The following is a 25,007-nucleotide window of genomic DNA, read 5'->3' on the forward strand; positions in this document are numbered from 1 at the left end:
CAGCTACGTCGCCGGCGCCAGCTCGCGCACCCAGATGTTGCGGAAGCTGATCGGCTCGCTGGGGTCGCGGTGCGCCTGCAGCTTGATCGGCGACTTGCCGTGGGCCTTGTACTTGGGCTTGCCGATGAACACCGTCTCGCCGGTCAGCTCGACATTGTCCTGCACCAGCACCCCGTTGTGCAGCAGCGTGACCCGCGCCGGCTTCACCAGCGCCCCGTCCGCCCCGAACACCGGCGCGCGCCAGATGACGTCGTAGGTCTGCCATTCGCCGGGCTTGCGCATGGCGTTGGCCAGCGGCGGACGCTGCTTGTAGATGCTGCCCGCCTGGCCGTTGACGTAGGTCGGGTTCTCGTAGGAATCGAGGATCTGGATCTCATAGCCGGCGTCGCCGCCGCCGGTGGACGCCAGGAACAATCCGCCGTTGCCGCGCGCCTGGCCCTCGCCGGTGATGTTCGCCGGGACCCGCCACTCCAGGTGCAGCTGGTAGTCGCCGAAGCTCTGCTTGGTCTCGATGTTGCCGGCCGCCTTGTTCACGGTCAGCACGCCGCCTTCGACGGTCCAGCCGGCCGGCGACTTGTCCTTGGTCGCCACCCATTGGGAAAGGTCCGCGCCGTCGAACAGCACCAGCGCGTCGGCCGGCGCCGCGCCTGGCTGCGCGCCCGGCGCGACGACCGGCGGTACAGGCGTCCAGACTTCGGTGTCCTTGGGCAACAGTTGCGCTCCGCAGGCGGTCCCCACCGACAGCGCGGCCAGCGCGGTCAGCGCCGCGAACCTTATCTTCATCGCTAGCTTCCTCCCAGCGCCGCCTTTCTTGGACCGCGCCGCTGCGCCTCGTCCAGCGCCGCCTGCGCGATCGGGGCCATCACCGCATAGCCGGCGCGGTTGGGGTGCACGAAGTCCTTGCTGAAGGCCGGGCGCATCGCCCCCGTCTCGGTCGCCATCGCCCCGTGATAGTCGGCGAAGACATAGCCGCGCTCGGCCGCGAACGCCTTCAGCCAGGCGTTCAGCTCGCCGATCTGCGCCGCCGGCTTCAACCCGGCCCGCCATAGGAAGCGGTCGGCCGGCGGGATCGCGCCCAGCACGACGGCGATGCCGCTGGCGTTAGCAATGTCCGCCATCGCTCTGATATTGTTCTTGAAATCCTCGGGACGGTTGGGCCCCAGATTGCCCGCCACGTCGTTGGTTCCGGCCATGATGTGCACGACCTTGGGCTTCAGCGCGACGACGTCGGCGTTGAACCGCAGCAGCATCTGGGCGCTGGTCTGGCCGCTGATCCCGCGGTCCAGCCGCGCGGCGCTGAAGAAGCCTGGGTCGGCGACCATCCAGAGCTCGGTGATCGAGTCGCCCATGAACACCGCCTCGACGTTCCGCGCCTTGGCGTTGTCGGGCCGATAGCGGCAGAGGTCGGCCCAGTCGCGGGCCGCCTGCTCGGCCTTGGCCTTCTCGGCGGCCGCCCCGCGCGCCGGGTCCATCGCCTTGGCCAGCAGCGCCGCCGGGAACGGCGCGTCAGCGACCATCGCCTGCGAGATCTCGACGCCCAGCGGGTCGGGCGCGGCCGGCGGCGGGCACGGATCGGCGACCATGCCGACGGGCGCGGCCTGCGCGGCCCCGGCGGCCAGCAGGCCCAGCGCGACGATCAGGCTTCTCATGATTTCCCCCCGTGCAGCGTTTCCATCAGCCGCCGCAGCAGCAGGATCGACTCGCGCACGTCGCCGACATCCGGCTCCAGCACCTGCGAGATAGACAACCCGCGCACCGCCCAGACGATCAGGCGCATCTCGGCCGGCGCAGCCAGATAGTCGGCGTCGAACCACTTGATCAGCCGCCGCCGCGACTCCTTGGAGATCCGCGCCAGCACCGGCGCCAGCCTGGCGCTCATCGCCGGGTCGCTGCGCGAGCCCTGCAGGATCTCCAGCACCGCCACCCCGGCGGGCCGGCTCAGCGTCTCCCAGATCGCCTCGGGGATCGCGAACACCCGTTCCTTGGGATCGGCGATCGCCCCGAACCGGGCGTCGTAGAGGTCCATCTCCTCCTCGAACGCGGCCTCCACCACCGCCAGCATCAGGTCGGCGCGGGTCGGGAACTGATGCAGCATCGCCCCACGGCTGCCCGACCGCTGGGCCACCAGCGACGTCGTGGTCGCCGCGTAGCCGACCGTGTGCAGGCAGTCGATCGCCGTCGCCAGCACCTTGCTCCGCGTCCGCGCGGTGCGCTCGGCCTGGGTCATGCGGCGTGGACGTTCGCTCATCGGGTCTCGTGATTCTGGGAGGGCTCGGCCGCACTATCCGCACGCCGGCCTCCGCTCGGCAAGGCTTCGGCCGTCACTTACATGCAGTATTGACCGGATGTAAGTTCGCAGCTTAGGTTTGCGCCGACTCCGGGGCATCGGGTCGGGCTTTCCAAGACAGCGCCGCCTGCGCGGCCGCACGTCCCAGTACAGCGACGTCGTCGCCGTCCCTGCGCGCCCGCGCTCGGCCAGCGATGATAACGATTACAGAACAACACCGGGCGGCCGGATCGGCCGCCGACAAGAACGAATACGGGGAGAAAACATGTTCATCACTGCACGCCGCGCCCTGATGGCGTCCTCTGCGCTCGCCCTGATGGCCGCCTCGCCGGCCGCCGCGCAATCCAACGACGGCGGCCTGCTGGCCGAACTCGTCGTCACCGCCCAGAAGCGGGCCGAGAACGTCCAGGACATCCCCAAGCCGGTGCAGGTGGTCGGCGCCGGCGAGCTGGCCCAGAACAACGTCACCGAGATCGCCGACCTCAAGAAGCTGGTCCCCTCGATCTCCGGCACCGGCCTCTCGATCCGCGGCGTCGCCACCTCGGCCTCCAGCATCGGGGCCGAGAACAAGGTCGGCGTCACCCTCGACGACGTGCCCCAGCCTTCGCGCGCCACCCTGGCCAACAACCTCATCGACATCGAGCGCGTCGAGGTGCTGCCCGGTCCCCAGGGCACGCTGTCGGGCCGCAACGCCACCGGCGGCCTGATCAACCTGGTCACCCGCTCCCCGTCCAGCACCTGGACCGGCTTCGGCACGGCGATGATCACCGACGACGGCGAGCGCCAGTTCGGCGCCTTTGTCTCCGGGCCGATCAACGACTGGGCCGCCTTCAGCCTCTCGGCCTATTCGCGCCACACCAAGGGCGTGCTGACCAACCTGACCACCGGCACCGACACCTATTCCGAGGTCAACGGGATCCGCGGGAAGCTGGAGCTGACCCCGACCGAGGACCTCACCGTCACGATCACCGGCTTCCACCAGCAGCGCAACGCCGTGGAACAGGGCCTGGGCGCGCTGATCCTCGGCTACTCGTCGGTCCCGACGTCGCAGATCTTCACGCCGTACGACTTCAACTTCCCCAAGCGGCCCTATTCGGAGCTGCGCCCCGCTCCGCTCTCCTTCGATCTCGACGGCTTCGTCTCGCCGCGCGACTCCAAGAGCCGCACCATGGACGACGGCGGCGTGCTGCGCTTCGACTACGACCTCGGCCCCGCCACCCTGACCTCGATCACCTCGTTCCTGCGCGAGACCAATCCGGCCACCACCGACCTGACCGCCTCGACCCTGGTCAACATGGCCATGCGCCCGGACTTCGACGGCTTCGCGCACATCTACAACAAGACCAAGTACGTGACCCAGGAGGTGCGCCTGACCTCCAGCGGCGACGGGCCGCTGCAGTACGTGGCCGGCGCGTTCTACTCGAACACCGAGAACACCTACGACTACACCCGCTTCCTGCTGCCGGTGGACTGGCATCGGGTGTTCGGCCAGGAGGCCTTCGCGGTCTTCGGCCACGCCTCCTACAACGTCACCGACAAGCTCACGGTCATGGGCGGCCTGCGCTACGAGAAGGACAAGGTCGACTACACCTGGGTGTTCAACCCGATCGGGGCGACCAGCCGCCGGCTGGAAAACGGCATCACCATCCCGTTCCCGAAGATCAACGACCTGGTCGTCTCCAAGGGCGACGACAGCGGCGACTACGTGAACTACGACGCCTCGGTCCAGTACCACCTGACCGACAACGTCATGGCCTACATCACCTACGGCAAGGCCTCGCAGGGGCCGGTCTACGACGCCGAGGACAACACCGTGGCCATGGTCGGCACCCTCAAGACCCTCGATCCTGAAAAGGTGAAGGCCGTCGAGGCGGGTCTGAAGACGCAGTGGTTCGACCGGCGCATGACGCTGAACGTCAATTACTTCGACAGCCGCTACGAGAACTACCAGCTGCAGACGATCCTCTACGACGCCACCCAGGCCAACACGATCCCGGTGCTGAAGCTGGCCTCGGTCGGCGAGGTCCGCACCCACGGGGTCGAGGTCTCGGCCGCCGCCGTGGTCACCGACGACTTCCGCCTGAACGCGGCGGTCTCCTACACCGACGCCAAGATCGAGTCGTTCCCCTACGCCCCCTGCTACACCGGCCAGACCGCCGCCCAGGGCTGCGAGACCATCGTGGTGCCGGGCGAGACCGTAGCCCGTCCGGTGCAGCGCGACCTGGCCGGCAGCCAACTGGCCAGCGCTCCGGAATGGCGCGGCACGGTCAGCGGCGCCTACACCTTCCGCCAGGTGCTGGGCGACTACGACATCGTCCTGAACGGCACGGTCCGCGCCCAGAGCAAGTCCAACACCGACCTGCTCGGCGATCCGGCCAAGAACCTCGCCGCCACCACCTTCGTCGACGCCGGGGTCAGCTTCACCAACGGCACCTACAAGCTCGACCTGCTGGCCAACAACATCTTCGAGGAGAGCGCCGAGACCTACGGCACCACGCTGGGGATCTTCCTGCCGCCGGCCGGCACGGTGATCCGCACCCGCACCGGCATCAGCCGCGACAACACCCGCTACTTCGGGGTCCGCTTCACCGCCAACTACTAGTCCCGGAAGACCACAGAACGCGGCGTGGCGGGCTTCCCCCCGCCTCGCCGCCCTTGGTCCGGATCTGTCCCGGACCGCCTGGCGGCGGCTGCTCCCTGCGCCGCCGCCAGGACGCTTTCATCGGAGGCCGCGCCCCATGCCGATCCGTCCCGCCGTCCTCGCCGCCGCCTGCGTGCTCGCCCTGGCCGGCCCGGCCGCCGCCGTCTCGCTGACCCCGCTGCCGCAGTCGGTGACCGAACATGAGGGGGCGCTGCCGGTCGCCGGCCGCTTCGCCATCGCCTGGGAGGGTTGCCGCGACCCGATGCTCGATCGCGCCGCCGAGCGCTTCCAGCGCGACCTCGGCGCCCTGACTGGGGTCGAGACCTTCGCCGCCGCCGGCCCGACGCTCGAGATCACCTGCGTCGGCGCCGATCCCGGCGCCCTCACCCTGCAGGCGCGCGAGGCCTATCGCCTGCAGGTCGCCCCGCACGGCGTGGCGATCCAGGCCGACGGTCCGGTCGGCGTGCTGCGGGCCCTGGCCACCCTGCGCCAGCTGCTCGAGACCGACGTCGACGGCGCCGCCTCCCTGCCCCTGGTCGCCATCGACGACCAGCCGCGCTTTCCCTGGCGCGGGGTGATGATCGACACCGCCCGCCACTTCATGAGCGTCGAGACGATCAAGCGCCAGATCGACGCCATGGAGCAGGTCAAGCTCAACGTCCTGCACCTGCACCTCAGCGACAACGAGGCCTTCCGCGTCGAGAGCCGCCGCTACCCGCGCCTGCACGAGGTCGCCGGCCACGGCCAGTTCTATACCCAAGCGCAGATCCGCGAGCTGGTCGCCTACGCCGCCGACCGCGGCGTGCGCGTGGTGCCCGAGTTCGACGTGCCGGGCCACGCGCGGGCCATGACGCTCGCCTATCCCGAGCTTGCCTCCAACCCGGCCGGCGGCGGCGCAGCCGGCGTCCAGGTGCTGAACCCCGCCGACGAAGACACCTACCGCTTCGTCGCCAAGCTGTTCGACGAGATGGCCGGCCTGTTCCCCGACGCCTACTTCCACATCGGCGGCGACGAGGTCCCGGACGAGGCCTGGGCCGGCGATCCCGGCGTCGAGGCGCTGATGAAGGCCGAGGGCCTCAAGACCAAGGCCGAGGTCGAGGCCCACTTCCATCGCCGTATCCACCAGGCCCTGACCCGCCGCGGTAAGATCGTCGTCGGCTGGGAGGAGATCATCGACACCGGGTCCCTGCCGCGCGACATCGTCGTCCAGGCCTGGCGCACCTCCAACGCCACCAGGCGCGCCACCGCGCTGGGGCACAAAACCATCGTCTCGGCCGGCTACTATCTCGACCTGCTGAACACCGCCCAGTTCCACTATGGCTTCGACCCGCTCGACACCTCCGCCGCCGGCATGAGCCCGGCCGACGCCGAGGCCGCCCGCAAGCTGCACCCGCTGGTCGGCCGCTTCGTCACCGACGGCGTCATCGTCCAGCCGATGGCCCCGCTGACGCCGCAGCAGGAAGCCCTGGTGATCGGCGGCGAGGCCCCGATCTGGGCCGAGCTGATCAGCGACGAGATGCTCGACAACCGCCTCTGGCCGCGCGCCGCCGTGCTGGCCGAGCGCTTCTGGTCGCCGCGCGAGGTGCGCGACGTCCCCGACATGTACGCCCGCCTCGCCGTCCAGCAGGACCGCCTGCGCCGCACCGGCCTGCAGGACCAGGCCGCCCGCGCCCGCATGGCCTCGCGCCTGGCGCCGGGTGCCTCGGAACCGCTGATGGTCTTCCTCGACCTGGTCGGACCGGTCCGCCACATGGCCCACGACAAGCGCGTCCCCGCCGCCATCGCCGGCAAGAAGATCGTCCAGCACCTGACCGCCATGGCCGACGCCGCCCCGGTCGACAGCCTCGTCGCCCGCGCCTTCGTCGCTCGGGCCGAGCGCGCGGCCGCCGGCGAGGCTGCAAGCCGAGCCGCCGTCCGCGGCGACTTCGAGGTCTGGCGCGCCAACCACGCGCGCATCGTCGCCGTCGCCGCCGATCACCCCGCCGTGCGCGAGGCCGTGCCGATCTCCGCCGACATCGCCGAGATGGCCGCCGTCGGAACCGCCGCCCTCGACGCCCTGGAGGCCGGCAAGCCGCTCGCCCCCGACGTCGCCGCCCGCGCCAAGACCGTCCTCGACCGCGCCGACGCCTTCGAGGCCGCCTCGGCCCGGCCGATCTTCTCGTTCTTCGGCAAGCGCCCGCCCGCCGACCTGCTGATCATGGTCACCCCGGGCGTGCGGCGGCTGGTGCAGGCCGCCGGCGGCTAGACCTTCCGATAGGCGAACATCGCCGTCTCGTATGGGAACGCCGCCCGGTCGCCCGCCAGCTCCGGCGTGCGGGCGATCAGTTCGCGGACATGCCGCTCGACCGCCTCGCGCTGGGCCGGCGGCAGGGCGGCGATGAAGCTGACCGACAGCGTGCGCTTGATCACCACCTGCTCGGCGCCGCCGACGTGCTCGTTGCGCGCATGCCGCTCGCCGATGAACTCCAGGCCCGGCGCCGGAAACGCGCTGCGCCAGGCTCCGGTCCGATATCGCGGCGTGTCGCCCTCCCAGGGGTCGGTGATCGTCGAGAGCTCGGCCACCCAGGGTACGCTCTCGTCGCGGACGTTCCAGATCAGGCCCAGCACTCCGCCCGGCTTCAGCACGCGGGCCATCTCCGCCACCGCCGGCGCCGTCGCGAACCAGTGAAACGCCTGGGCGCAGACCACCGCGTCCACCGAACCGTCCGGCAGCGGGATGGCGTCGGCCGTCCCGGCCAGCACCTCGACCTGCGGGAACGCCGCGGTCAGCTGCTCGCGCATCGCCGCCACCGGCTCCAGCGCGACGATCTCGCCGCCGCAGCCGCTCAGCACCGGCAGGAACTTTCCCGTCCCCGCGCCCACCTCCAGCGTCCGGCGCCCGGGCCCGACCTTCAGCACCTCGGCGAGCCAGGCCGCCGCTTCCGGCGGATAGCCAGGCCGTCCGGCCACATAGTCCTTGGCCCCGCCGTCATAGCCCTTGGTGCTGTCATGGATCGCCACGGCTCGCCTCCCTCGCAGGTAAACGCGTCTATGCGCCTTGCGACTGCGGGTCTAAACTCAGCCCCAGCCTAGGAAAAGAAGCCATGAGTGACGCTGTCGGCCCTGGCGATCTCGTTCTCTGCGTCAACGCCGCCCCCAACCATGTCACCGGCCGCCCCGTGCCTCTCCAGGCCGGCGAGACCTACCGCGTGCTCGGGGTCATGGAGTTCGCCTGTCCCTGCGGCCGCTCCGACGCCCTGCTCGACGTCGGCATCGACTACGCCTGGTGCCAGACCCGCTTCCGCCTGCTCCCCAAGCCGAAGGCCCAGGCCAAGACCCGCAAGGTCTCCGCGCCGAAGGAGACGGAAGAGGTCCGCTAGCGGGACGATCGGTCAGGGCCGTTCCGGGTGTCGATACGGCGCGAAGGGCTTCCGTAGTCGGCGGGCGCGAGGTCGTTGCAGCCGCCGCCGGCGTCGGTCGTGAGCGCCCCGCCGTCCACCGCCTCGAGGCGCATGTCGACGTGCTTCAGCACGCTGCGTTCCGCCTGCGTCGTCGATGCTTGGACCGCCTCGGCGGTCAGCCTGCGAAAGGCGGATATCTCGCCGTCCGGGATCGTGTAGGGACACGGCCTGCCGCCCCATCCGACGCCGCCGCCGTCGAACACGATCTCCTCCGAGAACGAGGTGTGGGCGAGCGGTCGCCCAGCATCGCCGCACCCGCCTTCGCTCAGGACGAGCTTCAGAGTTGCGTATCGATCAGTCGCGTCCCAAGCGGCGCATCCGTTCGGCAGCGGCCGTTCCCAGCTCCATCTCAGTCCCGAGGCCTTCCAATTGTATTCGGCGGCGGCGTCTCTAGGCACGCTTGGCGGACGCGGGAGCACCGGCCCCAGGAGGGGAACCAGATCCGCGTAGTAGGTGAACGGGCCCGCGAGCAACGCCGCCGCCGCCAACACGATGGCGGCCCCGATCAACGACGCTGTTCGTCTCAACCGCAGTTCCCCTTCGCTCCGGTCAGCCGGCCTTGGCCCAGCTGGGCGGCGGCGGTTGGAACCCGCTGAAACGTCCCTCGGGCACGTCGTAGAATTCGATCGCCGCGTCGGCCAGGGCGAGCGCATCGACCTCTCCAGCCAGCGCGACCCTCGCAGATGCCAGAGGAACGTCATCAACTAGCTTGAGTATGGCGTCCGGCGCCGGCAGGCAACGCGCCAACCGCCCTTCTCCCCTTGTGGGAGAAGGTGGCCCCGCGCAGCGGGGTCGGATGAGGGGGCGCGACATCGCCGCGACAACGGCGTCCGACGCGCGCCTTCGACTTCGCCCGCCGCCATTCCCCCAAAAAGGGAACCAGCCCCCTACTTCGCGACGCTCACCGGCGGCGGGGCGCTGAACGGCTTGACGTTCAGGTGCTCATAGATCTCGGCCGGGTAGTAGGCGACGCCGCCGCGCATGGTCATGCGGATCTTGCGCACGTTGCTGATGTCGGCGGTGGGGTCGCCTTCGATCAGGAAGAAGTCGGCCAGCTTGCCGCGCTCGATCGAGCCCAGCTGATGGTCGCGCCCGAAGTACTTTTCCGAGTCCAGCGTCGCCAGCCGCAGCGTCTTGCCGGGCGAGATGCCCGCCTGCACGTAGATCTCCAGCTCGCGCAGCAGCGAGAAGCCGGTGCCGTCGTCGGTGCCCGGCAGCAGCTGGATGCCGCGGTCGTCGAGCAGCTTCAGGGTCTCCAGCACCTTGGCGTAGCCGGCGTGGTAGTCGGCGTCCTGCTGCGGTCCCGAGATGGTGACGAAGTTGCGCTTGCGGTAGCGCTGATAGCCGACCGGCACGTGGTCGATGTAGGGCGCGTCGCCCGCCTGCACCTGGCCCGAACGCGACAGCATCAGCCGCTCGAGGATCATCGCCGTGGTGTCCAGCGCCACGCCCTTTTCCTTCATCAGCGCCAGCGTCGCCTGCACGTTCGGGGCGCTGAGATCGAGGTCCTTGGCCCGCGCCATGCCGGTCAGCCGCAGCGGCGTGCGGGTGTCCTCCTTCGGATCGAGGATCCAGCCCAGCATCAGCTGGTTGATGTGGGCGATGTCGTTGTAGCCGTCCTTGATCACCCGGTCGGGCGAGGAGAACGCCGGCACGTGGCCGGTCACGCCCATGCCCAGCCGGTGCGCCTCGGCGGCGATCGGCGCGACCCAGTCGGGGTTCATCGAGTTGTAGATCTTGATCTGCCAGTAGCCGTGGTCGGCGTACCAGCGCACGTCCTTCAGCGCCCCTTCCAGGCTGTCGGCGATGAAGCCGTGGCGGGCCGAGTACGGGCTGCGCCCTTCGAGGAAGCCGTTGCGGACGATGCGCGGCCCGGCCAGCTTGCCGGTCTCCAGCCCGTCGATCCAGCCGAGCAGCTCCTCGTTGTAGTTGCCCTGGTCGCGGACCGCGGTGACCCCGGCCGCCAGGTTGAACAGGTTCGACTGCAGCGTGGTGTGCGAGTGCATGTCGTGCAGGCCCGGCACCAGCGTTCCGCCCTGCCCGTCGATCACAGTCTCGCCCTTCGGGACCGGACGGCCTGCGTCCTCCGGCTCGACGCTGGTGATCTGGTCCTTGAACACGGTGACGGTCGACAGACCCCCGACGGTCATGGTCTTCGGATCGAACACCTTCACGTTGCGGATTCGCACCGGGGCGTCGAACCGGTGGGCCAGCTTGGCCTGGGCGTCGACCGCCGCCTGCAGGTCGACCTCGCGGCTGACCTTCTGCAGCTGCGGGATGGCGGCTTCCGCGCCCTCGCGGATCAGCTCGCCGTCCAGCGTCCCGAACAGCTCGCCCTTCTTGTCGATCAGCACATAGCTCGGCGACAGGTCGATGCCCGACAGCTCATAGACCGTCACCGGAACCGCGGCCTTGCCCTCGCCGAGGGTCAGCTTGCGCACTTCCTTCAGCCGCATCTCGCCCGACGGCGCCAGCGGCAGAGTGTTGTTCGGGGCTTTTAGCAGCGCCTTCACATAGACGCCCAGCATCCACGGGCTGGCGTCGTTGGCGGCGTAGAGGATCGGCTTGGCGGCCGCGACCTGGCCCTTGTCGGCCTGGCTGGTCCACTCCGCCTTGCCCGGCGTCCAGGCGAAGCGCTCCTGCACCGGGCTGCCGAACAGCGACGAGCCGTCGATCGACCAGCTCACCGGCACGCCCGAGGCGTCCAGCTCGATGGTCTCCTTGGCCTTGGGGCCGCGGCCGTTGTTGCTGACCGCATAGTCGACGGCGACCTTGCGGCCCTGCACGTCGGCGGTCAGGTGGCCGACCTTCTCGCCGTTGGCGATGACCACGAAGTTCTGCACCTGCGCAGCGGCCGGACCGGCGAGCCCGGCGGCCAGGCAAAGAGCAAGAAACGAAACGCGAGGAGAGGACATCGGCGGGGACTTTTCGATTGGATTGGAAGTCTTAGTTGCTCCCCCTCTGGGGGAGCTCCGGGCCGAATGGCCCGGTGAGGGGGACTGCGACGTCTTCAGCAAACCCCCTCCGTCTCGAAGCTGCGCATCGATCCACCTCCCCCAGCGGGGGAGGAACTGAGGCTTCGCCGCGCTCACGGCGCGACGAACTTGCGCACGGCCGCGCTCAGCGCCGTGTGGTTGCCGGGGTCGGTGAACACCGAGTGCCCGCCGTCGAAATAGGCCGCGGTCAGCCGCTCGCCCGGCACCCCGGCTTGGTCGAGGGCGTAGCGCGCGCCGTACGGCGGCGTGGTGACGTCGTAATAGCCCGCCGCCCAGAACAGCCGCATCTTCGGGCTCACCTGCATGGCCTTGCCGAGCAGGCCGTTGACGTCGGCCATGCCCTGGTAGTCCCAGGCCGAGTTCACATCGAGATTCAGCGAGTTGTAGGTCTCGGCGGTGCGGAACTTCAGGGTGTCCTTGAAGTAGGACTCCAGCGCGTTCATCCCCTTGGCGACCTTCAGCGCCCCGGTCGGCGCCGGCCCCGGCGGCCGCGGCGCGGCGTAGTTCATGCCCGGGTCGTCATAGGGCGGCCGCTGCGGCGGGGCGTCCAGCCGCGCCGTCGCGCGCCCGTCCAACTGGCCGGTGCGCAGGCCCTGGTCCTTGAGCAGGTTGAACATGAAGTCCTCGCGGCTCAGCCGCAGGTCCTTGGCGAGGATGAACTCGGCCGGCAGGCCGATCAGCGCCGACATCTTCTCGGCCACGGCCCGCTTCTCGGCGGCCGGCAGGCTAGCCCCCTTGATCAGGGCGGTGACGTACGCCGTGCGCGCGAACTCGACCGCCTCGTCGTGGACCTGCTGCACGCTGCGCCCGGCCCGGTCGACTTTCTGGTGATACCAGGCCGTCGTCGCGAAGGTCGGCAGGGTGGTCACGAACGGCATTTCGCGCCCGGGCGGATAGCCGACCAGCGCGAACAGCAGCACGCCGTCGAGCTTCAGGTCCGCCCCGATGTCGGCGACCAGCGCCGCGCGCGTGGTGCCGTAGCTCTGGCCGAGCATGTAGCGCGGCGAGGCCTCGCGGCCGTTGGCCTTCAGCCACTGCGCCATCACCGTCTTGACCGCGGCGGCGTCGCCGCTGCGGCTCCAGAACTGCTTGCCGTCGACGCCGGGCAGCGGGCGGCTGTAGCCGGTGCCGATCGGATCGATGAACACCAGGTCGACCGCGTCGAGAATGCTGTCGGGATTGTCGACCATCCGCTGGTTGGGGCCGTCCTCGGTCCGCTTCTTGGGCCCGAACGCCCCGAAGTGCAGCGGCGTGGTCGAGGCGCCCGGCCCGCCGTTGAACAGGAACAGCACCGGCCGCTCGGCGGCCGCGACGCCCTCGCGGACATAGGCCGTCGTGACCAGCGATCCGGTCGGCGCGCCGGCGGCGTCGGTCAGGATGGTCTCGGCGACGATGGCCTTGTAGGCGAGCTTCTGGCCGTTGAACGTCCCGGCGTGCTTGGTCACCGCGACGACCGGCGCGCGCGCAGCGCTCGCGGCCGCCGGTTCGGCGCTCGCCACGCCGCCGACGCTGATCGCGGTCAGGCAGGCTCCCAGGAGCATGGGCCTCAGGCTGGCGCGCATATCCGTTCCCCCGACAATCTCGACATAGGATAGCCGTACCGCGCAGAATATCTTTTCGAACTGCACGGCCCGGACCCTTGGCCGCACATAAGCTAGTCAGGTTCCTGCAAGGGCGCCGATAGCTTATGCCGCTGCGCCGATAGCTGCCGATCGCCCATGGCGGCGTTGAATAGCTTGATTGCCCGCCCGCATTCGCCCGCATGGACCATGCACGGCCAACCTCGCGCTCTGCATAAAGCCCCCGCCCCGGCCAGGCGCCTGTGCGAACATCGGCAAGATAATGCGACGCGCGCCGCCTAACCTGCCGCTAGACCCGCCATCGGAGCCCGTCCAAGTGCCGTTGAAGCCCGCCGCCCTCGCCCTCCTCCTCCTCTGCGCCGGCGCCCCGCAGGCCTATGCTCAAGGCGCTCCCGCCCCGGCCGCCGCCGCGGCCGCCGAGAGCTTCGTCACCCGCCACACGGGGACCTTCAACGGCCAGAAGGTGAAGTACGTCGCCACGGTGGGCGAGACCGTGCTGCGCAACGCCGCCGGCGAGCCGACCATCGCCTTCGTGACCACCTCCTATGTCCGCGAAGGCTTGAAGGACAAGGCGTCGCGGCCGGTGATCTTCCTGTTCAACGGCGGCCCCAGCTCGGCCTCGGCCTGGCTGCACATGGGCGCTTTCGGCCCGCGCCGGATCGCCCCGCCGCAGGACGTGACCGCCGACGTTCCCAAGCCTTACAAGGTGGTCGACAACGCCTACTCGCTGCTCGACGTCGCCGACCTGGTGTTCGTCGACCCGGCCGAGACCGGCTTCACCCGCGTCCAGCCGGCCGGCAAGCGCGCCGACTTCTACCAGGTCGACGGCGACGCCAAGTCGGTCTCCGGCTTCGTCGAGGCCTGGCTCAAGGCCAATGGCCGCGAAGCCTCTCCGAAGTACGTGCTCGGCGAGAGCTACGGCACGATCCGCGCGGCGCTGATGGCCGGCCAGCTGGCCAAGACCACCCCGCTCGACGGCGTGATCCTGATGGGCCAGGCGGTGAACATGATGGAGACCAGCCAGCGCCCCGGCAACGCGGTCTCGTTCGCGTCCAACATCACCGCCCTGGCCGCCGTCGCTGCCTATCACGGCCGCGCCGACACCGGCGGCAAGACCATCGCCGCCTTCGTCGATGACGCCTATGCCTTTGGAATGAATGAGTATCTTCCGGCCCTCGTGAAGGGGCAGGACCTGCCGCAGGCCGAGCGCGAGGCCATCGCCCGCAAGCTCCAGGCCTTCACCGGCATCGGCGCCGACTACTACCTCGCCCATGACCTGATCATCTCCAAGGTCGACTTCGTGAGCGAGCTGCTCAAGGACAAGGGCCAGGTGCTGGGGATGTACGACGCCCGTTACGCCGGCCCCGCCGCCGCCCCCGGGGCGCGCGCCGCCGACCCGTTCGGCAAGGTCTCCGACATGGTCAAGCCCAGCCTCGACGCCTACCTGGCCGGCGAGCTCAAGGTCACCTGGCCGATGGCCGAGTACCGCTCCTTCGCGCCCGAGACCCAAGGCTGGGGCTGGTCGCCGACCAGCGGCATCGGCGGCCCGTTCAACGACTTTGATTATCAAGCCAATTTCGGCGCGGCGCTGAAGGCCAAGCCGAGCTTCCGGCTGATGATCGGCACCGGCTATTACGACACCACGACCACCATCGGCCCGGCGCGCTACCTGAGGTCCCACGGGGCGCTGCCGGCCGACCGCGTGGTGCTGCACGACTACGAAGGCGGCCACATGGCCTATACCAACGAGGACGCTCTCAAGGCGTTCAGCAACGACGTGCGGGCGTTCGTGACGGGGCGCTGAACCCAGCGCCGGTCATCCCGGCGAAGGCCGGGACCCAGTTTCAGCCGCTGTGCGTGGTGACTTCTCGCCAGGTCACCACGCTACGACCTGGGTCCCGGCCTTCGCTGGGATGACCGGATCGCTTGCTTACCTTCCGCAGGCGGCGTCCGGCACGCCGGGCACCCGCTTCCACTGATAGATTTCGACCTCCTCGGCCCGCGGCAAGTAGCTGATCGGGAAGGTCTTTCCGCCTCTCGTCACCTGCAAGGTCAGCTGCTTTTCCGGATCGCCCTGCAGGGCGTCCAGCGCCTGGCCGTAGGTCACCACGTCACCGTCGCGCAGACCGGCCTTGGCCGCCTCCGAACCCGGCTGCAGATCGCGGATCGTCTTGACGTCGCCGACCAGCGACTTGGGCTCGAAGCCCAGTTCGAAGCGGCGGACCTTGCCCGTGGTGCGCGTGAAGCACGGCCCGAAGCCGTCGGCTTCCGGCAGCATCAGCCCGCCCGCCAGCATCGCCGCGTGGGTCTTGGTCCCCGCCGCGCCGATCTCCTTGTCCAGCTGCGCCAGCCAGTCGGCCTCGCTGGTCGTCTGGCCGCGGCGATTGCGCTCGACCATCTCGATGACCAGGTCGTCCACCGAGCGCTTGCCGCCCGAGGCCTTGCGGATCTGGCCGTCGAGCACCGCGAAGTACATCGCGCCGCGGTCATAGGGCAGCACGCGCACGCGGGTGTCCTCCCAGAAGCGCGGGGCGATCTGGTCGTTGGGCGTGTCGTTGAGCGGGTTGGAATAGTAGCGCCGCGCCGTTTCGTTGATGTCGGCCAGGTAGTCGTCCGGCGTGATCAGGCCCGCGCGCATCGGCAGAAGCGCTTGATAGAAAACCGCATTTCCTTCGCCGAACCACTGTCCCGGCCCGTCCACCGACGTCCAGGTGTGGATCATCTCGTGGGCCAGGGTGCCCTTCAGCGCCTCGCCCGATCCGGTCTTGCCGTAGGTGGTCAGGAACGAGTTGGTCAGCGCCGCCCCGCCTCCGGCGTTGATCGGGTTGTAGCGCAGGAACACCCGGTACGGCGGCTCGCTGGGATCGCGGAAGAACCCGATCATCCAGCTGTGCAGCTGCTGGGTCCAGTCCATGACCGGGCCCGGATCGAACGGCGGCGTCCCCAGCCAGACGGCCGAGAAGCCGCCCTTGGCGGCCTGCGGATAGCGGTGCATCGGCCCGGCCATGAAAACGGTCGACATCAGCCGCCCCGCCGGTCCGACGCCCAGCGAGACGTCGCCGTCGCCATAGCTCGACGTCGCCGTCGAACCCGGCAGCTTCGAGAGGTCCCAACGCAGGCTGACGTCGTAGGCCTGCTCGCCCTCGGGGATCAGGATGAAGGTGTTGCCGACGCCCGACAGCCCGCCGCCCTCGGTGCGCAACTGATAGGGCGGACCCGCGCCGCGCTTGGGCGGGGTGTTGTCGATCGGCGCCCGGTAGCTGACCGTCACGTCGCCCTTCAGGGCGCGGCCCGGGATCCAGTGGCGGCCATAGGCGATGGCGACCGGATCGTCCTTGAAGCTGACCGGCGCCTCGCCCGCGGCGTCGGCGACACGCAGGTTCTTCAGCGTCGTCGCCACCGTCGCGGTGTTGGCGATCACCACCGGCAGGGTCAGCAACGGCTGGCCGGCGGGCGCATCGACGCCCGACAGCTTCAGGGCCACGTCAACATAACCCTGCTGGGCGTCGGCGCTCAGCGGCCCCGGCGCCAGCGTCACCTCGAACCGCTGCTGCGCCTGGGCCATCGTGGCGAGGCTCGCTGAGGCGAGCAGCGCGGCGGCGAAAAAGCCCTTACGCATCAAACAGTCTCCGAACTCTTGTAAAGCGCCCAGGCGCTGGCGAGGTCCTGCACCACGTGGCCGAGGGACTTGTAGATCGTCACCTGGAAGGCGGTCTGGCGGCCCTCCAATTCGCCGGCGAACACCTGGCCGATCTCGCCGACCACATGCCGCTCGTCGATCAGGCCGGCGTCGCGCGCCTTCAGGTACTCCGCCCCCTGGGCCAGCACGCCCTCGCGGCTGTCAGCGAAGAAGCGGGCCCGAACCACCAGCTCGTCATCGATCTCGACCGGCCCGGCATAGCTTGAACCCACCACGTTGACGTGGGTCCCCGGGGCGACCCAGGCGCCCTTGAGGATCGGCTCCTTGGCGGCGCTCACCGTACAGATGATGTCGGCGTCGGCGACCGCGTCCCTGGCCTCGGCGAAGGCGGTCGTCGGGACGCCAAGCTCCTTGCCGATGCTCGCGGCGAACGCCTGCGCGCGGTCCAGCGAACGGCCCCACACCGTGATCTGCTCCAGCGGCCGCACCTTGGCGATGGCGCGCGCGTGGGTCGCCGCCTGCTCGCCATAGCCCAGCAGCGCCAGCCGCCGCGCGTCGGGGCGCGCCAAGGCGTCGGTGGCCGCGGCGCTGGCGGCGGCGGTGCGGATCGCCGTCACCTCGCCCGCATGGACGACGCAGGCCGGCGCGCCGGTGGCTGGATCGAACAGCACGATCAGTCCCTGGTGCGACTGACGGCCCTTGGCGAAGTTCTCGGGATAGACGCTGATGACCTTGGCCCCGAACGGCGCCTCGTCGCCCAGCGCCCCGGGCATCAGGCCGAACATCCGCCCTTCGGCCAGCGGAATGATCGAGCGCAGCAGCTGCCGCGTCTGGCCGGTCGAGAACGCGATCATCGCCTCGCGCACGATCGGGATGGCGAGCTCGTAGGTCAGCCGCTGGGCGACCTCCTGCCGGTCGATGACCCGCATCAGGCCGCCGCCGCCCGCTGGCGTCCCGAGACCGCATAGTAGGCGATGCCGATCGCCGCCCAGACCGCCAGCGCCGCATAGGGCGTCCAGTCGGCCGAGAAGCCCAGCACGGCCACCACCAGCGCGGCCGCGCAGCCGGCATAGGCCCAGCCGACGGTCGCGCCCTTGGACAGCTTGAACCGCGCGCCCTCGTAGATGTCGGGATGCTTGCGCACCACTACGGTCGCGGCGATGCAGGTCGCGGCGTACTTCAGCAGCGTCGGGATGTTCACCGCCAGGAACAGGCTGGTCAGGTTCATCGGGGCCAGCAGCCCCAGGCACGTGGCGCCCAGGATCGTCGCCAGGGCGTAGTGCGGCGTGCCGTGCTTGGCGTGCACCTTGGCCAGGGCGGCCGGCAGCATGCCCTCGCGGGCCATGGCGAACAGGCTGCGCGAGAAGCCGAGGTAGAGCGAGTTGATCGACTTGGCGATGGCGATCACCGCCGCGCAGACGATCAACGGCTTGGCGACCGGCCCCATGAACGGCGTCGCCGCGTCGAGCAGCGGGGTCTCGCTGGCGGCCAGCGCCTCGGGGCCGATGACGCCCATCGCGACCGCGCCGACCATCAGGTAGAGCACCACGGCCGAGAGGATCGACAGGCCGATGCCGAGCGGGATGGTCTTCTTGCTGTCCTTGACCTCGTCGCCGATCTCGGTGGCCGCCTCGATGCCGAAGAACAGGCCGATCAGCAGCGGAATGGCCGCCAGCATCCCGGCCGTGCCGTTGGGCAGGAACGGCTCGAACTGGGCGGCCTGCACGTGCGGCGCGCCCCAGGCGGAGAAGACAATGAACAGCACCACCAGCGCGCCCATCAGGATCACCTGCAGCCGCGCCGCCAGCCCGACCCCGAAATAGTTGGCGAAGAAGAAGATCACGAAGGCCGCCAGCATGGTCGGCTTGGTCGGCAGCGGGATGACCATCGACAGGTAGCGGACCATGACCAGGGCCAGGATCAGCATCGCCCCGACGTTGGAGACGATGCGCATCCAGGCGATCAGGTAGCCGACGAACGGATGCACGAACCGCCGCGACCACTCGAACGAGGCGCCCGAGGTCGGCAGCGCCGAGCCCATGAAGGCGTAGGTCATGGCGATGACGAACATCGGGATGGCGGCCACGACCACGGCCAGCAGCATCCCCGGCCCGGCCAGCGCCGTAGCCGGCGCGATCACCGAGAAGATGGCGACGCCGACGGCGGTGCCGAGGCCGAGGGCGACCACCGCCCACAGGTCGACGCCCTTGTGCATGCGGGCGGTCTGGTCGGTCATAGCGTCTTCCCGGTAGCGTCTTGATAGAGCCAGGCCGCCGCGGCCAGATCCTGGGCGGCGTGGCCGAGCGACTTGTAGAGGGTGATCTCGGCGGCCGAGCTGCGGCCCGGCCGCGCACCGGCCAGGACTTCGCCGATCTCGGCGGCGATGTGGTCGTCCCCGACCAGCCCCGCGGCCTTGGCGCGCAGGAACTCCCCGCCATGCGCCAGCACGTGTTCGCGGTGATCGACGATGAAGCGCCCGGCGGCGACGAGGTCGCCTGCGATCTCGGCCTGAGCCGGCCCGCTCGAGCCGACGACGTTGATGTGGGTTCCGGGCCCGACCTGGGCCGCAGATAGGATCGGATCGGCCGCGGCGGTGACCGTGCAGACGACGTCGGCGCCGGCCAGCGCCTCGTCGATCGGCGCGGCGAGCGCCTCGATCCCGGACCTGGCGGCGATGTCGGCGGCCAGCGCCCGGGCCTGCTCCTCCGAGCGGGCCCAGACGCGGATCTGGCGAAGGGCGCGGACCTTGGCGATCGCCTGGGCGTGGGCGGCGGCCTGCTTGCCGGCCCCCAGCAGGGTCAGGACGGCGGCGTCCGGCCGCGCCAGGGCGTCGGTCGCGACCGCGCTGGCGGCTGCGGTGCGGATGGCGGTGATTTCGCCGGCGTCGGCCAGGCAGACCGGCGCGCCGGTCTGCGGGTCGAACAGCAGCACGACGCCCTCGTGGGCCTTGCCGCCGTCGGGACGCTTGAAGACGCTGACCAGCTTGGCGCCGAACACCCCGGCCTCGGACATCGCCGCCGGCATGATGGCGAAGGTCTTGCCCTCGCCCCACGGCACGAAGCTGCGCAGCTGCTGGCGGACCCGCCCGTCGGAGAGCGCGGTCATCGCCTCGCGGACCACGGGAATGGCCGCATCGTAGCTCAGTCGGGCGCGGACGGCGGCGGCGTCCAGCACGATCAGGTCGCCGAGATCATCCTTCGCCAAACTCATGTCCTTACGCCCCGAAATGCGCGACGGCGCCGGCCCGTGGGTCAGACCGGCGCCGCCTGCCGCGCGCGGACGAGAGGTGTCCGCGCGACGGTTTGGCCGGCCCTAGAACCGCGCGTTCAGGCCGACATAGTACCGGCGGCCCAGGATGTCGCCGTAGTTCCGGGTGGGGAACGAGGGCTGCTCGTCGGTCAGGTTGAGGACGCCCGCGCGGACCGTGTACTTGTCGAAGGCGTACTGCGCCGAGAAGTTGTGGAGGTAGTTCTCCTTGATCTCGGGCGTCGGCGTGCTCTCGATGGTGTCGAAGCTGTTGATCTTCGCTTCCGGCCGATAGAGCATCGAGTAGTAGAGCCGCAGCGGGCCGTTCGAGTAGGTCGCGTCGAAGTCGACCACCCAGTCCGGCTGGCGCGTCGTGCCGTCATAGCGGTTCACGTCGAAGCCGGTGACCGACTGCTCGTAGCGGGTGGTGTGGGTCGCATCGAGCGCCAGCTCCAGTTCGCCGTAGTCCGCGTCGTTGAAGAAGCGGCCCACCGGGAAGCGGTAGTTGACGTTGTAGGTCTCGCCCCGGAACGCCACCGTGCCGGCGTTGAAGGTCGTCGACATGGCCGTCGCGATGGCGCCGGTCGAGTCACGGGTGAAGGTGCCGCAGATCTCGGCCGACGGGCTGCTCGAGTCGTAGCAGGCGGCCATGAAGTCCTGCGGCGTGAACGGCGACAGGCCGTCCGTCAGGTCCACGTCGATGCGGTCGACCACGATGGTCAGGCCGGGCACGAAGGTCGGCTGATAGATGAAGCCGATGGTCTTGGTGTCCGAGAGCTCGTTGCGCAGGTTCGGATTGCCGCCCGAGGTGACCAGCGTGTTCGAGAAGTTCTCCGACGGGTTCTGGAACGTCGCCAGCGGGCCGAAGCTCGGATTGGCGGCGAACAGCGCCTGACAGTTGGCCAGTCGCACCGCCGGGTTCGGGCCCGAGTTGATGCGGTCGGCGTCGCAGGGATCCCAGCCGGCGTTGGACAGGTCCGTGCGCGACGGCGCGGCCAGCTGGTCCAGGGTCGGCGCCCGGAAGTTTCGGCTGCGCGAACCGCGGATGGTCAGGCCTTCGAAGATCTCCCAGCGCAGGCCCGCGCCCCAGATGTTCTCCGAGCCGGCGATCGAGTGCTTCACGCGGCGATAGGCGCCGTCGAACTCCAGCGAGCGGACGCCCGGCAGGGTGAAGTCGCCGCCAAAGATCGGCACCAGCAGTTCGCCCGAGAACTCGTCGGTGTTGTAGGCGGCCTTGGTGGCCTGCGAGGCGACCTGCGACCCGACGATGCCCCGCTGATTGGCGACGAACGGCGTGTACTTGGCCTCTTCGCGGCGGTGCTCGTAGGCGGCGCTGAACTTCACAGCGCCGGCCGGCAGGTTGAAGATGTCGCCGCCGATGGTCGCCAGGTAGTCGTCCTGGGTGTTCAGGTAGTCCTGGCCGATCGGCGCGGTCAGGTACAGGCGGTTGGCCTGGGTGACGTTGCCGACGCCGAACGGGTTGAGCGGCGTACAGGCCGGATCGTCGTTGGCGGTCGAAGCGTCGGCGTTGATCGCGCAGACGATCGCGCCGGAGCTGTTGCGCACGGCGTTCACGGCGTTGTTGAAGCGCGAGGTGATCACGCCCCAGCCGGTGCTCTCGCCGTCGGTTTCCGCGCGGCTGGCCGACACGCTCCAATAGAAGTTGCGGTCGGCGAAGTCGAAGTCGCCGTCCAGCGCGACGACGGCGCGGGCGGTGTTCGTGGTGCTGACGTTCTCACGCGTCGGCAGCAGGTCGGTCCAGAACTTGGAGATGAACAGCGGCGGACCGCCGGCGCCCAGCGCCGCCGACATGGCCGGGGTCAGGAACGGGTTGGTGCGCGACAGGGCGATGGCGCCGGCGCCGGAGGCGGCGTTGTTCAGCACCGTGTTGCTGGCCTGCTGGCCATAGGGATCGCGCCCCTCGACCTTGGCGTACATGAACTCGCCCGACAGCCGGATACGGTCCGTCAGGTCGACGTGGCCGATGACGTTTCCGACCCAGCGCTCGATGCCGACCTGCAGGGCGGCCAGCTCCTGGTACGGCAGGCCGTCGCCGCCGCTGGTGAAGGGCGGGATCGTCGGATTGACCAGCGTGCCGACATTGTAGGGGATGAAGGCGTCGCCCGTGGCGTTGCTCTGGATCGGCTGACCGGCGACGGCGCCGATCTGGCTGGCGAAGGGCGGGCCGGCGCGCGAGATCACGCCGTTGGCGTTGAAGGTCACGAACCGGGTGTTGAGGTTCTCGACCAGCGACGGGATGCCGTCGGTCGGTGTGCGGTTGGCCGGGTTCGACACCGTCACGCGGCCGAGGTTGGTGCGCGGCCGGTCGTAGTCCAGCAGCGACTCCGTCTTCGACCACTCCAGGTTCGCCGCGATGTTGGCGCGGCCGTCCAGGAAGTTCTTGCCCGCGGTCGCCCGCAGCGCCTGGGTCGGATAGTCGTCGCGCGAGGAGATGCCGTACTGGGCGTCGAGCTCCAGGCCCTCGAAGCTGTCCTTCAGCACGTAGTTGACCACGCCGGCGATGGCGTCCGAGCCATAGACCGCCGCGCCGCCCGCCTGGACCACGTCGATGCGCTGGATCAGGCCGGTCGGGATGATATTGGTGTCGACCACCCGGTCACCCAGGCCGTCGACGCCGCTGACCGCGCGCGACTGCGAGGTGGTGACCATGCGGCGGCCGTTGACCAGGGTCAGGGTGCGCCCGGCGCCCAGGCCAAACAGGTTCGGGAAGGTCTGGCCGCTGCCGGCCTCGTTGCCGGTGCCGTCAGCCATCGCGAACGACGGGACGTTGGAGCTGATCTGGTTCAGCATGTCGCCGACCTGGACCACGCCGCGGTCGGTCAGGGTCTCGGCGGTGACGACCGAGACCGGCGCCGAGGTTTCGGTCTCGACGCGACGGATGCGCGAGCCGGTGACGATGATCTCTTCGACCGCCACGTCGTCCTGGGCGAAGGCCGGCTGAACGGCCATCGCCGCCGCGATCGCCAAACCGCCCATCATGCTGGTGGCGAGCATGCGCCCGCGAACTGACTGAACCATCTTATATCCCCCTTCTGTCGCGGAGCCCCTCCGGCTCCGACGCGTCCCGCCGCTCCCCGATAGGGGCGGGCCGCAAAGTCCGCTTTTGCGTTGTGGCGCTTGTGGAAAACCTAGGCGCCGCTACGCGGTTTTTCTTTTCGTTCTTCAAACCGACGCCGAAGCGTCGCAGATTGTTTATGCGTTCGGCGACACGCGCCTGCATGGCCGATGCGGTGCAGGCAGACGAGGCGCACAAGGCCGCCATCAGGACGGCCGATAGCGGCGCAGGGCGTCGGCGAAGCGGCCAAGCGCCCGGTCGAGCTGGTCGGCGTCGCCGCCGAAGCCGATCCGCACATGCCCCGGCAGACCGAAGAATTCCCCCGGCGCGACGGCGACGCGATGCTCGCGCCACAGCCACTCGGCCAGGGCGTAGGTGTCGGCCACCCCGACCACGCGCGGGAAGTACATGCAGCCCTGCGGCGGCACGTCGCCGGCCAGCAGGCCCTCGGCGATCATCGCCGCGGCGTGCCGCTCAATCACAGGTCTGGTACGCGCCAAGAGCCCGCGCCAATAGTCGTCGAACGGCGCCATGTCCTCGAGCACCCGCGCGGCGACCGCATGCGAGAGCTTGGAAACGCCCAGGTCGCCCTGCTCGCTGGCCGCCATGATCGTCTCGATCTTGTCGGGGGCGGCGATCGCCCAGCCGCACTTGAGCGCGAACAGGCCCTGCACCTTGGTCAGGCTGCCGACGCTGATGATCTCCGGCGAATAGGTGGCGGCGGCCGGGCGCGGCCCGGCGAAGTCGCCATAGACCTCGTCGATCACGATGCGCACGCCGCTCTTGCCGGCCAGCGCGGCCAGCGCCAGCAGCGTCCCCGGCCCCAGGGCCGCGCCGGACGGGTTGTGCAGGTCGGTCAGCAGCACCAGCCGCGTCTCCGGCTGGATCAGGCTCTCCAACTCGGCGGTGTCGATCGCGAAGTCCGGCGCGCGGCGCGACAGATAGCTGATGCTCGCGCCCGCCGCCGCGGCCAGGCCCGGCAGCAGGTCGAAGCACGGCGTCTCGACGATGATGTGGTCGCCGGGCCGCACGAAGGCGCGGATCGCCAGGCCCATGGCGCTGGTGGCGCCCGTGGTGCAGAGCACATTGGTCGGCTGCACGCCGTAGCGGCGCGCGACGGCGGCGGCCACGAAGCGGTTGCCGTTGGCGAAGACGCTCTCGTAGCGGTCGGTGATCTCGCCGCCGAACGCCCCGCGCACCACCTGCGCCAGCAGCTCGGTCGGCTCGCGGATGGTGGAATCGTAGAGCACCGCCGCATCCGGGGCGGCGGCGATGTTCCGCATCATTGCCCGCACCCAGTTGGAATAATCCTCTGGCGGCGGCACGTGCGTCCCCTCAGCCTTGGGCGACTTACTCGGCATATTCACTTCGTCGCCCCCAAGGCGCTGCCTGCGCCGTGCGGCGACAGTTGCTGACTATGGAGTGAGCCTATTCCGCCACACGGGATTATCTTGCCTTACTCGGCCTTGACATCGCCGATAGCCGCATCCGCTATGCGCCCATATCGAACGAAGGACATAAGCTATGCCCGCCGAGCTCGACGCCATCGACATGAAGATCCTGGAGCTGATGCAGCGCGACGCATCGCTCTCGACCGCCGAGCTCGCCGAACGCGTGGGCCTGTCGCAGTCGCCCTGCTGGCGCCGGATCCAGCGCATGCGCGAGGAAGGCTACATCAAGGCTCAGGTGGTGATCGTCGATCGCGAGAAGCTCGGCTTCAAGATGCAGATCTTCGCCCAGGTGAAGATGACGACCTTGAGCGACGAGGACCGCGCCAAGTTCCACAAGGCCATCAACGACATCCCCGAAATCCTTGAGTGCTATACGGTTTTCGGGGAAATGGACGCCATGCTGAAGATCCTGGCGCCGGACGTGATTTGGTATCAGGACTTCATCTTCTCGACGCTGCTGAAGCTGCCAGGGGTCGTCGACGTGCGCTCGATCGTGACCCTGACCGAGTCCAAGAGCACCACCGCCATCCCGATGCGGGCGCGCAAGTTCCGCTGACCGCCCCGCTGGCGCATGAGTAATGCAGCGTGGGCGCCGAGGACCGCATAATCCTCGCCGCCGCGGCGACCGTCGCCGTAGAGAACGACAAGAA

At 69.5% G+C, this 25,007-nt stretch carries 19 protein-coding genes; 5 read left to right on the forward strand and 14 right to left on the reverse strand.

Annotated features, from left to right (window positions below):
- Positions 1-3 precede the first annotated feature (3 nt).
- From ACSQ2H_RS14805 to ACSQ2H_RS14815, 3 genes are read right to left on the reverse strand one after another with little or no spacing between them, the layout of a single operon-like run.
- Entirely contained in the window at positions 4-783 is a 780-nt protein-coding gene (locus tag ACSQ2H_RS14805) for a 3-keto-disaccharide hydrolase (protein WP_436062152.1), read from the reverse strand.
- Between the two features lie 2 nt (positions 784-785).
- A complete protein-coding gene (locus ACSQ2H_RS14810) occupies positions 786-1,649 on the reverse strand; it encodes a GDSL-type esterase/lipase family protein (protein WP_436062153.1) in 864 nt (287 codons plus the stop codon).
- A complete protein-coding gene (locus ACSQ2H_RS14815; RefSeq protein ID WP_436062154.1) occupies positions 1,646-2,248 on the reverse strand; it encodes a TetR/AcrR family transcriptional regulator in 603 nt (200 codons plus the stop codon). Before ACSQ2H_RS14815 ends, ACSQ2H_RS14810 begins: the two co-directional genes overlap by 4 nt.
- A gap of 304 nt (positions 2,249-2,552) precedes the next feature.
- Between ACSQ2H_RS14815 and ACSQ2H_RS14820 the strand changes: the two genes are divergently transcribed.
- Positions 2,553-4,889, forward strand: coding sequence for a TonB-dependent receptor (locus ACSQ2H_RS14820; protein ID WP_436062155.1), 2,337 nt, complete (start codon positions 2,553-2,555; stop codon positions 4,887-4,889).
- A 136-nt stretch (positions 4,890-5,025) separates the two neighbouring features.
- Positions 5,026-7,173, forward strand: a complete 2,148-nt coding sequence (locus tag ACSQ2H_RS14825; RefSeq protein WP_436062156.1) for a beta-N-acetylhexosaminidase — start codon at positions 5,026-5,028, stop codon at positions 7,171-7,173.
- On the opposite strand, the gene ACSQ2H_RS14830 is transcribed toward ACSQ2H_RS14825, so the two are convergent.
- The gene (locus tag ACSQ2H_RS14830; RefSeq protein WP_436062157.1) at positions 7,170-7,928 is read right to left on the reverse strand and encodes a class I SAM-dependent methyltransferase; all 759 of its coding nucleotides are present in this window, start codon (positions 7,926-7,928) and stop codon (positions 7,170-7,172) included. The two genes, ACSQ2H_RS14825 and ACSQ2H_RS14830, sit on opposite strands and share 4 nt — an antisense overlap.
- A gap of 83 nt (positions 7,929-8,011) precedes the next feature.
- On the opposite strand from ACSQ2H_RS14830, the gene ACSQ2H_RS14835 reads away from it, so the two are divergent.
- Positions 8,012-8,287 (forward strand): hypothetical protein, encoded by a 276-nt coding sequence (locus ACSQ2H_RS14835; RefSeq protein WP_436062158.1) that lies wholly within the window; start codon positions 8,012-8,014, stop codon positions 8,285-8,287.
- On the opposite strand, the gene ACSQ2H_RS14840 is transcribed toward ACSQ2H_RS14835, so the two are convergent.
- The 4 genes from ACSQ2H_RS14840 to ACSQ2H_RS14855 form a co-directional block, all read right to left on the reverse strand.
- On the reverse strand, positions 8,284-8,877 hold the full coding sequence (locus ACSQ2H_RS14840; RefSeq protein WP_436062159.1) for a hypothetical protein: 594 nt from the start codon (positions 8,875-8,877) through the stop codon (positions 8,284-8,286). The two genes, ACSQ2H_RS14835 and ACSQ2H_RS14840, sit on opposite strands and share 4 nt — an antisense overlap.
- A 40-nt stretch (positions 8,878-8,917) precedes the next feature.
- Positions 8,918-9,115, reverse strand: coding sequence for a hypothetical protein (locus ACSQ2H_RS14845; protein ID WP_436062160.1), 198 nt, complete (start codon positions 9,113-9,115; stop codon positions 8,918-8,920).
- A 140-nt stretch (positions 9,116-9,255) separates the two neighbouring features.
- Positions 9,256-11,283, reverse strand: coding sequence for an amidohydrolase family protein (locus ACSQ2H_RS14850; protein WP_436062161.1), 2,028 nt, complete (start codon positions 11,281-11,283; stop codon positions 9,256-9,258).
- A 173-nt stretch (positions 11,284-11,456) separates the two neighbouring features.
- Complete coding sequence (locus ACSQ2H_RS14855; protein ID WP_436062162.1) at positions 11,457-12,905, reverse strand: S10 family peptidase; 1,449 nt, start codon at positions 12,903-12,905, stop codon at positions 11,457-11,459.
- Positions 12,906-13,260: 355 nt separating this feature from the next.
- Here ACSQ2H_RS14855 and ACSQ2H_RS14860 point away from each other — a divergent pair, with 355 nt between their 5' ends.
- Complete coding sequence (locus ACSQ2H_RS14860; protein WP_436062163.1) at positions 13,261-14,748, forward strand: S10 family peptidase; 1,488 nt, start codon at positions 13,261-13,263, stop codon at positions 14,746-14,748.
- A 126-nt stretch (positions 14,749-14,874) separates the two neighbouring features.
- On the opposite strand, the gene ACSQ2H_RS14865 is transcribed toward ACSQ2H_RS14860, so the two are convergent.
- The 6 genes from ACSQ2H_RS14865 to ACSQ2H_RS14890 form a co-directional block, all read right to left on the reverse strand.
- Positions 14,875-16,563, reverse strand: coding sequence for a hypothetical protein (locus ACSQ2H_RS14865; RefSeq protein WP_436062164.1), 1,689 nt, complete (start codon positions 16,561-16,563; stop codon positions 14,875-14,877).
- On the reverse strand, positions 16,563-17,513 hold the full coding sequence (locus tag ACSQ2H_RS14870) for an ornithine cyclodeaminase family protein (RefSeq protein ID WP_436062165.1): 951 nt from the start codon (positions 17,511-17,513) through the stop codon (positions 16,563-16,565). The genes ACSQ2H_RS14865 and ACSQ2H_RS14870 overlap by 1 nt, the downstream gene beginning before the upstream one ends.
- Entirely contained in the window at positions 17,513-18,820 is a 1,308-nt protein-coding gene (locus ACSQ2H_RS14875; RefSeq protein WP_436062166.1) for an APC family permease, read from the reverse strand. The genes ACSQ2H_RS14870 and ACSQ2H_RS14875 overlap by 1 nt, the downstream gene beginning before the upstream one ends.
- Positions 18,817-19,794, reverse strand: coding sequence for an ornithine cyclodeaminase family protein (locus ACSQ2H_RS14880; RefSeq protein ID WP_436062167.1), 978 nt, complete (start codon positions 19,792-19,794; stop codon positions 18,817-18,819). Before ACSQ2H_RS14880 ends, ACSQ2H_RS14875 begins: the two co-directional genes overlap by 4 nt.
- A gap of 102 nt (positions 19,795-19,896) precedes the next feature.
- Complete coding sequence (locus ACSQ2H_RS14885) at positions 19,897-22,869, reverse strand: TonB-dependent receptor domain-containing protein (protein WP_436062168.1); 2,973 nt, start codon at positions 22,867-22,869, stop codon at positions 19,897-19,899.
- 243 nt (positions 22,870-23,112) lie between these two features.
- On the reverse strand, positions 23,113-24,267 hold the full coding sequence (locus ACSQ2H_RS14890; RefSeq protein ID WP_436062169.1) for a pyridoxal phosphate-dependent aminotransferase: 1,155 nt from the start codon (positions 24,265-24,267) through the stop codon (positions 23,113-23,115).
- 163 nt (positions 24,268-24,430) lie between these two features.
- Here ACSQ2H_RS14890 and ACSQ2H_RS14895 point away from each other — a divergent pair, with 163 nt between their 5' ends.
- Positions 24,431-24,913, forward strand: coding sequence for an Lrp/AsnC family transcriptional regulator (locus tag ACSQ2H_RS14895; protein ID WP_183774014.1), 483 nt, complete (start codon positions 24,431-24,433; stop codon positions 24,911-24,913).
- Positions 24,914-25,007 lie beyond the last annotated feature (94 nt).

It is taken from the genome of Phenylobacterium sp. LjRoot97, assembly GCF_964254345.1.
Lineage (GTDB): Bacteria > Pseudomonadota > Alphaproteobacteria > Caulobacterales > Caulobacteraceae > Phenylobacterium.

What these genes read in the sequence shown, in the direction of transcription:
- ACSQ2H_RS14815 (WP_436062154.1), bottom strand. Translation starts at nt 2,248, where the DNA reads ATGAGCGAACGTCCACGCCGCATGACCCAGGCCGAGCGCACCGCGCGG.
- ACSQ2H_RS14885 (WP_436062168.1), bottom strand. Translation starts at nt 22,869, where the DNA reads ATGGTTCAGTCAGTTCGCGGGCGCATGCTCGCCACCAGCATGATGGGC.
- ACSQ2H_RS14875 (WP_436062166.1), bottom strand. Translation starts at nt 18,820, where the DNA reads ATGACCGACCAGACCGCCCGCATGCACAAGGGCGTCGACCTGTGGGCG.
- ACSQ2H_RS14825 (WP_436062156.1), top strand. Translation starts at nt 5,026, where the DNA reads ATGCCGATCCGTCCCGCCGTCCTCGCCGCCGCCTGCGTGCTCGCCCTG.
- ACSQ2H_RS14835 (WP_436062158.1), top strand. Translation starts at nt 8,012, where the DNA reads ATGAGTGACGCTGTCGGCCCTGGCGATCTCGTTCTCTGCGTCAACGCC.
- ACSQ2H_RS14895 (WP_183774014.1), top strand. Translation starts at nt 24,431, where the DNA reads ATGCCCGCCGAGCTCGACGCCATCGACATGAAGATCCTGGAGCTGATG.
- ACSQ2H_RS14870 (WP_436062165.1), bottom strand. Translation starts at nt 17,513, where the DNA reads ATGCGGGTCATCGACCGGCAGGAGGTCGCCCAGCGGCTGACCTACGAG.
- ACSQ2H_RS14890 (WP_436062169.1), bottom strand. Translation starts at nt 24,267, where the DNA reads ATGCCGAGTAAGTCGCCCAAGGCTGAGGGGACGCACGTGCCGCCGCCA.
- ACSQ2H_RS14855 (WP_436062162.1), bottom strand. Translation starts at nt 12,905, where the DNA reads ATGCTCCTGGGAGCCTGCCTGACCGCGATCAGCGTCGGCGGCGTGGCG.
- ACSQ2H_RS14850 (WP_436062161.1), bottom strand. Translation starts at nt 11,283, where the DNA reads ATGTCCTCTCCTCGCGTTTCGTTTCTTGCTCTTTGCCTGGCCGCCGGG.
- ACSQ2H_RS14810 (WP_436062153.1), bottom strand. Translation starts at nt 1,649, where the DNA reads ATGAGAAGCCTGATCGTCGCGCTGGGCCTGCTGGCCGCCGGGGCCGCG.
- ACSQ2H_RS14865 (WP_436062164.1), bottom strand. Translation starts at nt 16,563, where the DNA reads ATGCGTAAGGGCTTTTTCGCCGCCGCGCTGCTCGCCTCAGCGAGCCTC.
- ACSQ2H_RS14880 (WP_436062167.1), bottom strand. Translation starts at nt 19,794, where the DNA reads ATGAGTTTGGCGAAGGATGATCTCGGCGACCTGATCGTGCTGGACGCC.
- ACSQ2H_RS14820 (WP_436062155.1), top strand. Translation starts at nt 2,553, where the DNA reads ATGTTCATCACTGCACGCCGCGCCCTGATGGCGTCCTCTGCGCTCGCC.
- ACSQ2H_RS14805 (WP_436062152.1), bottom strand. Translation starts at nt 783, where the DNA reads ATGAAGATAAGGTTCGCGGCGCTGACCGCGCTGGCCGCGCTGTCGGTG.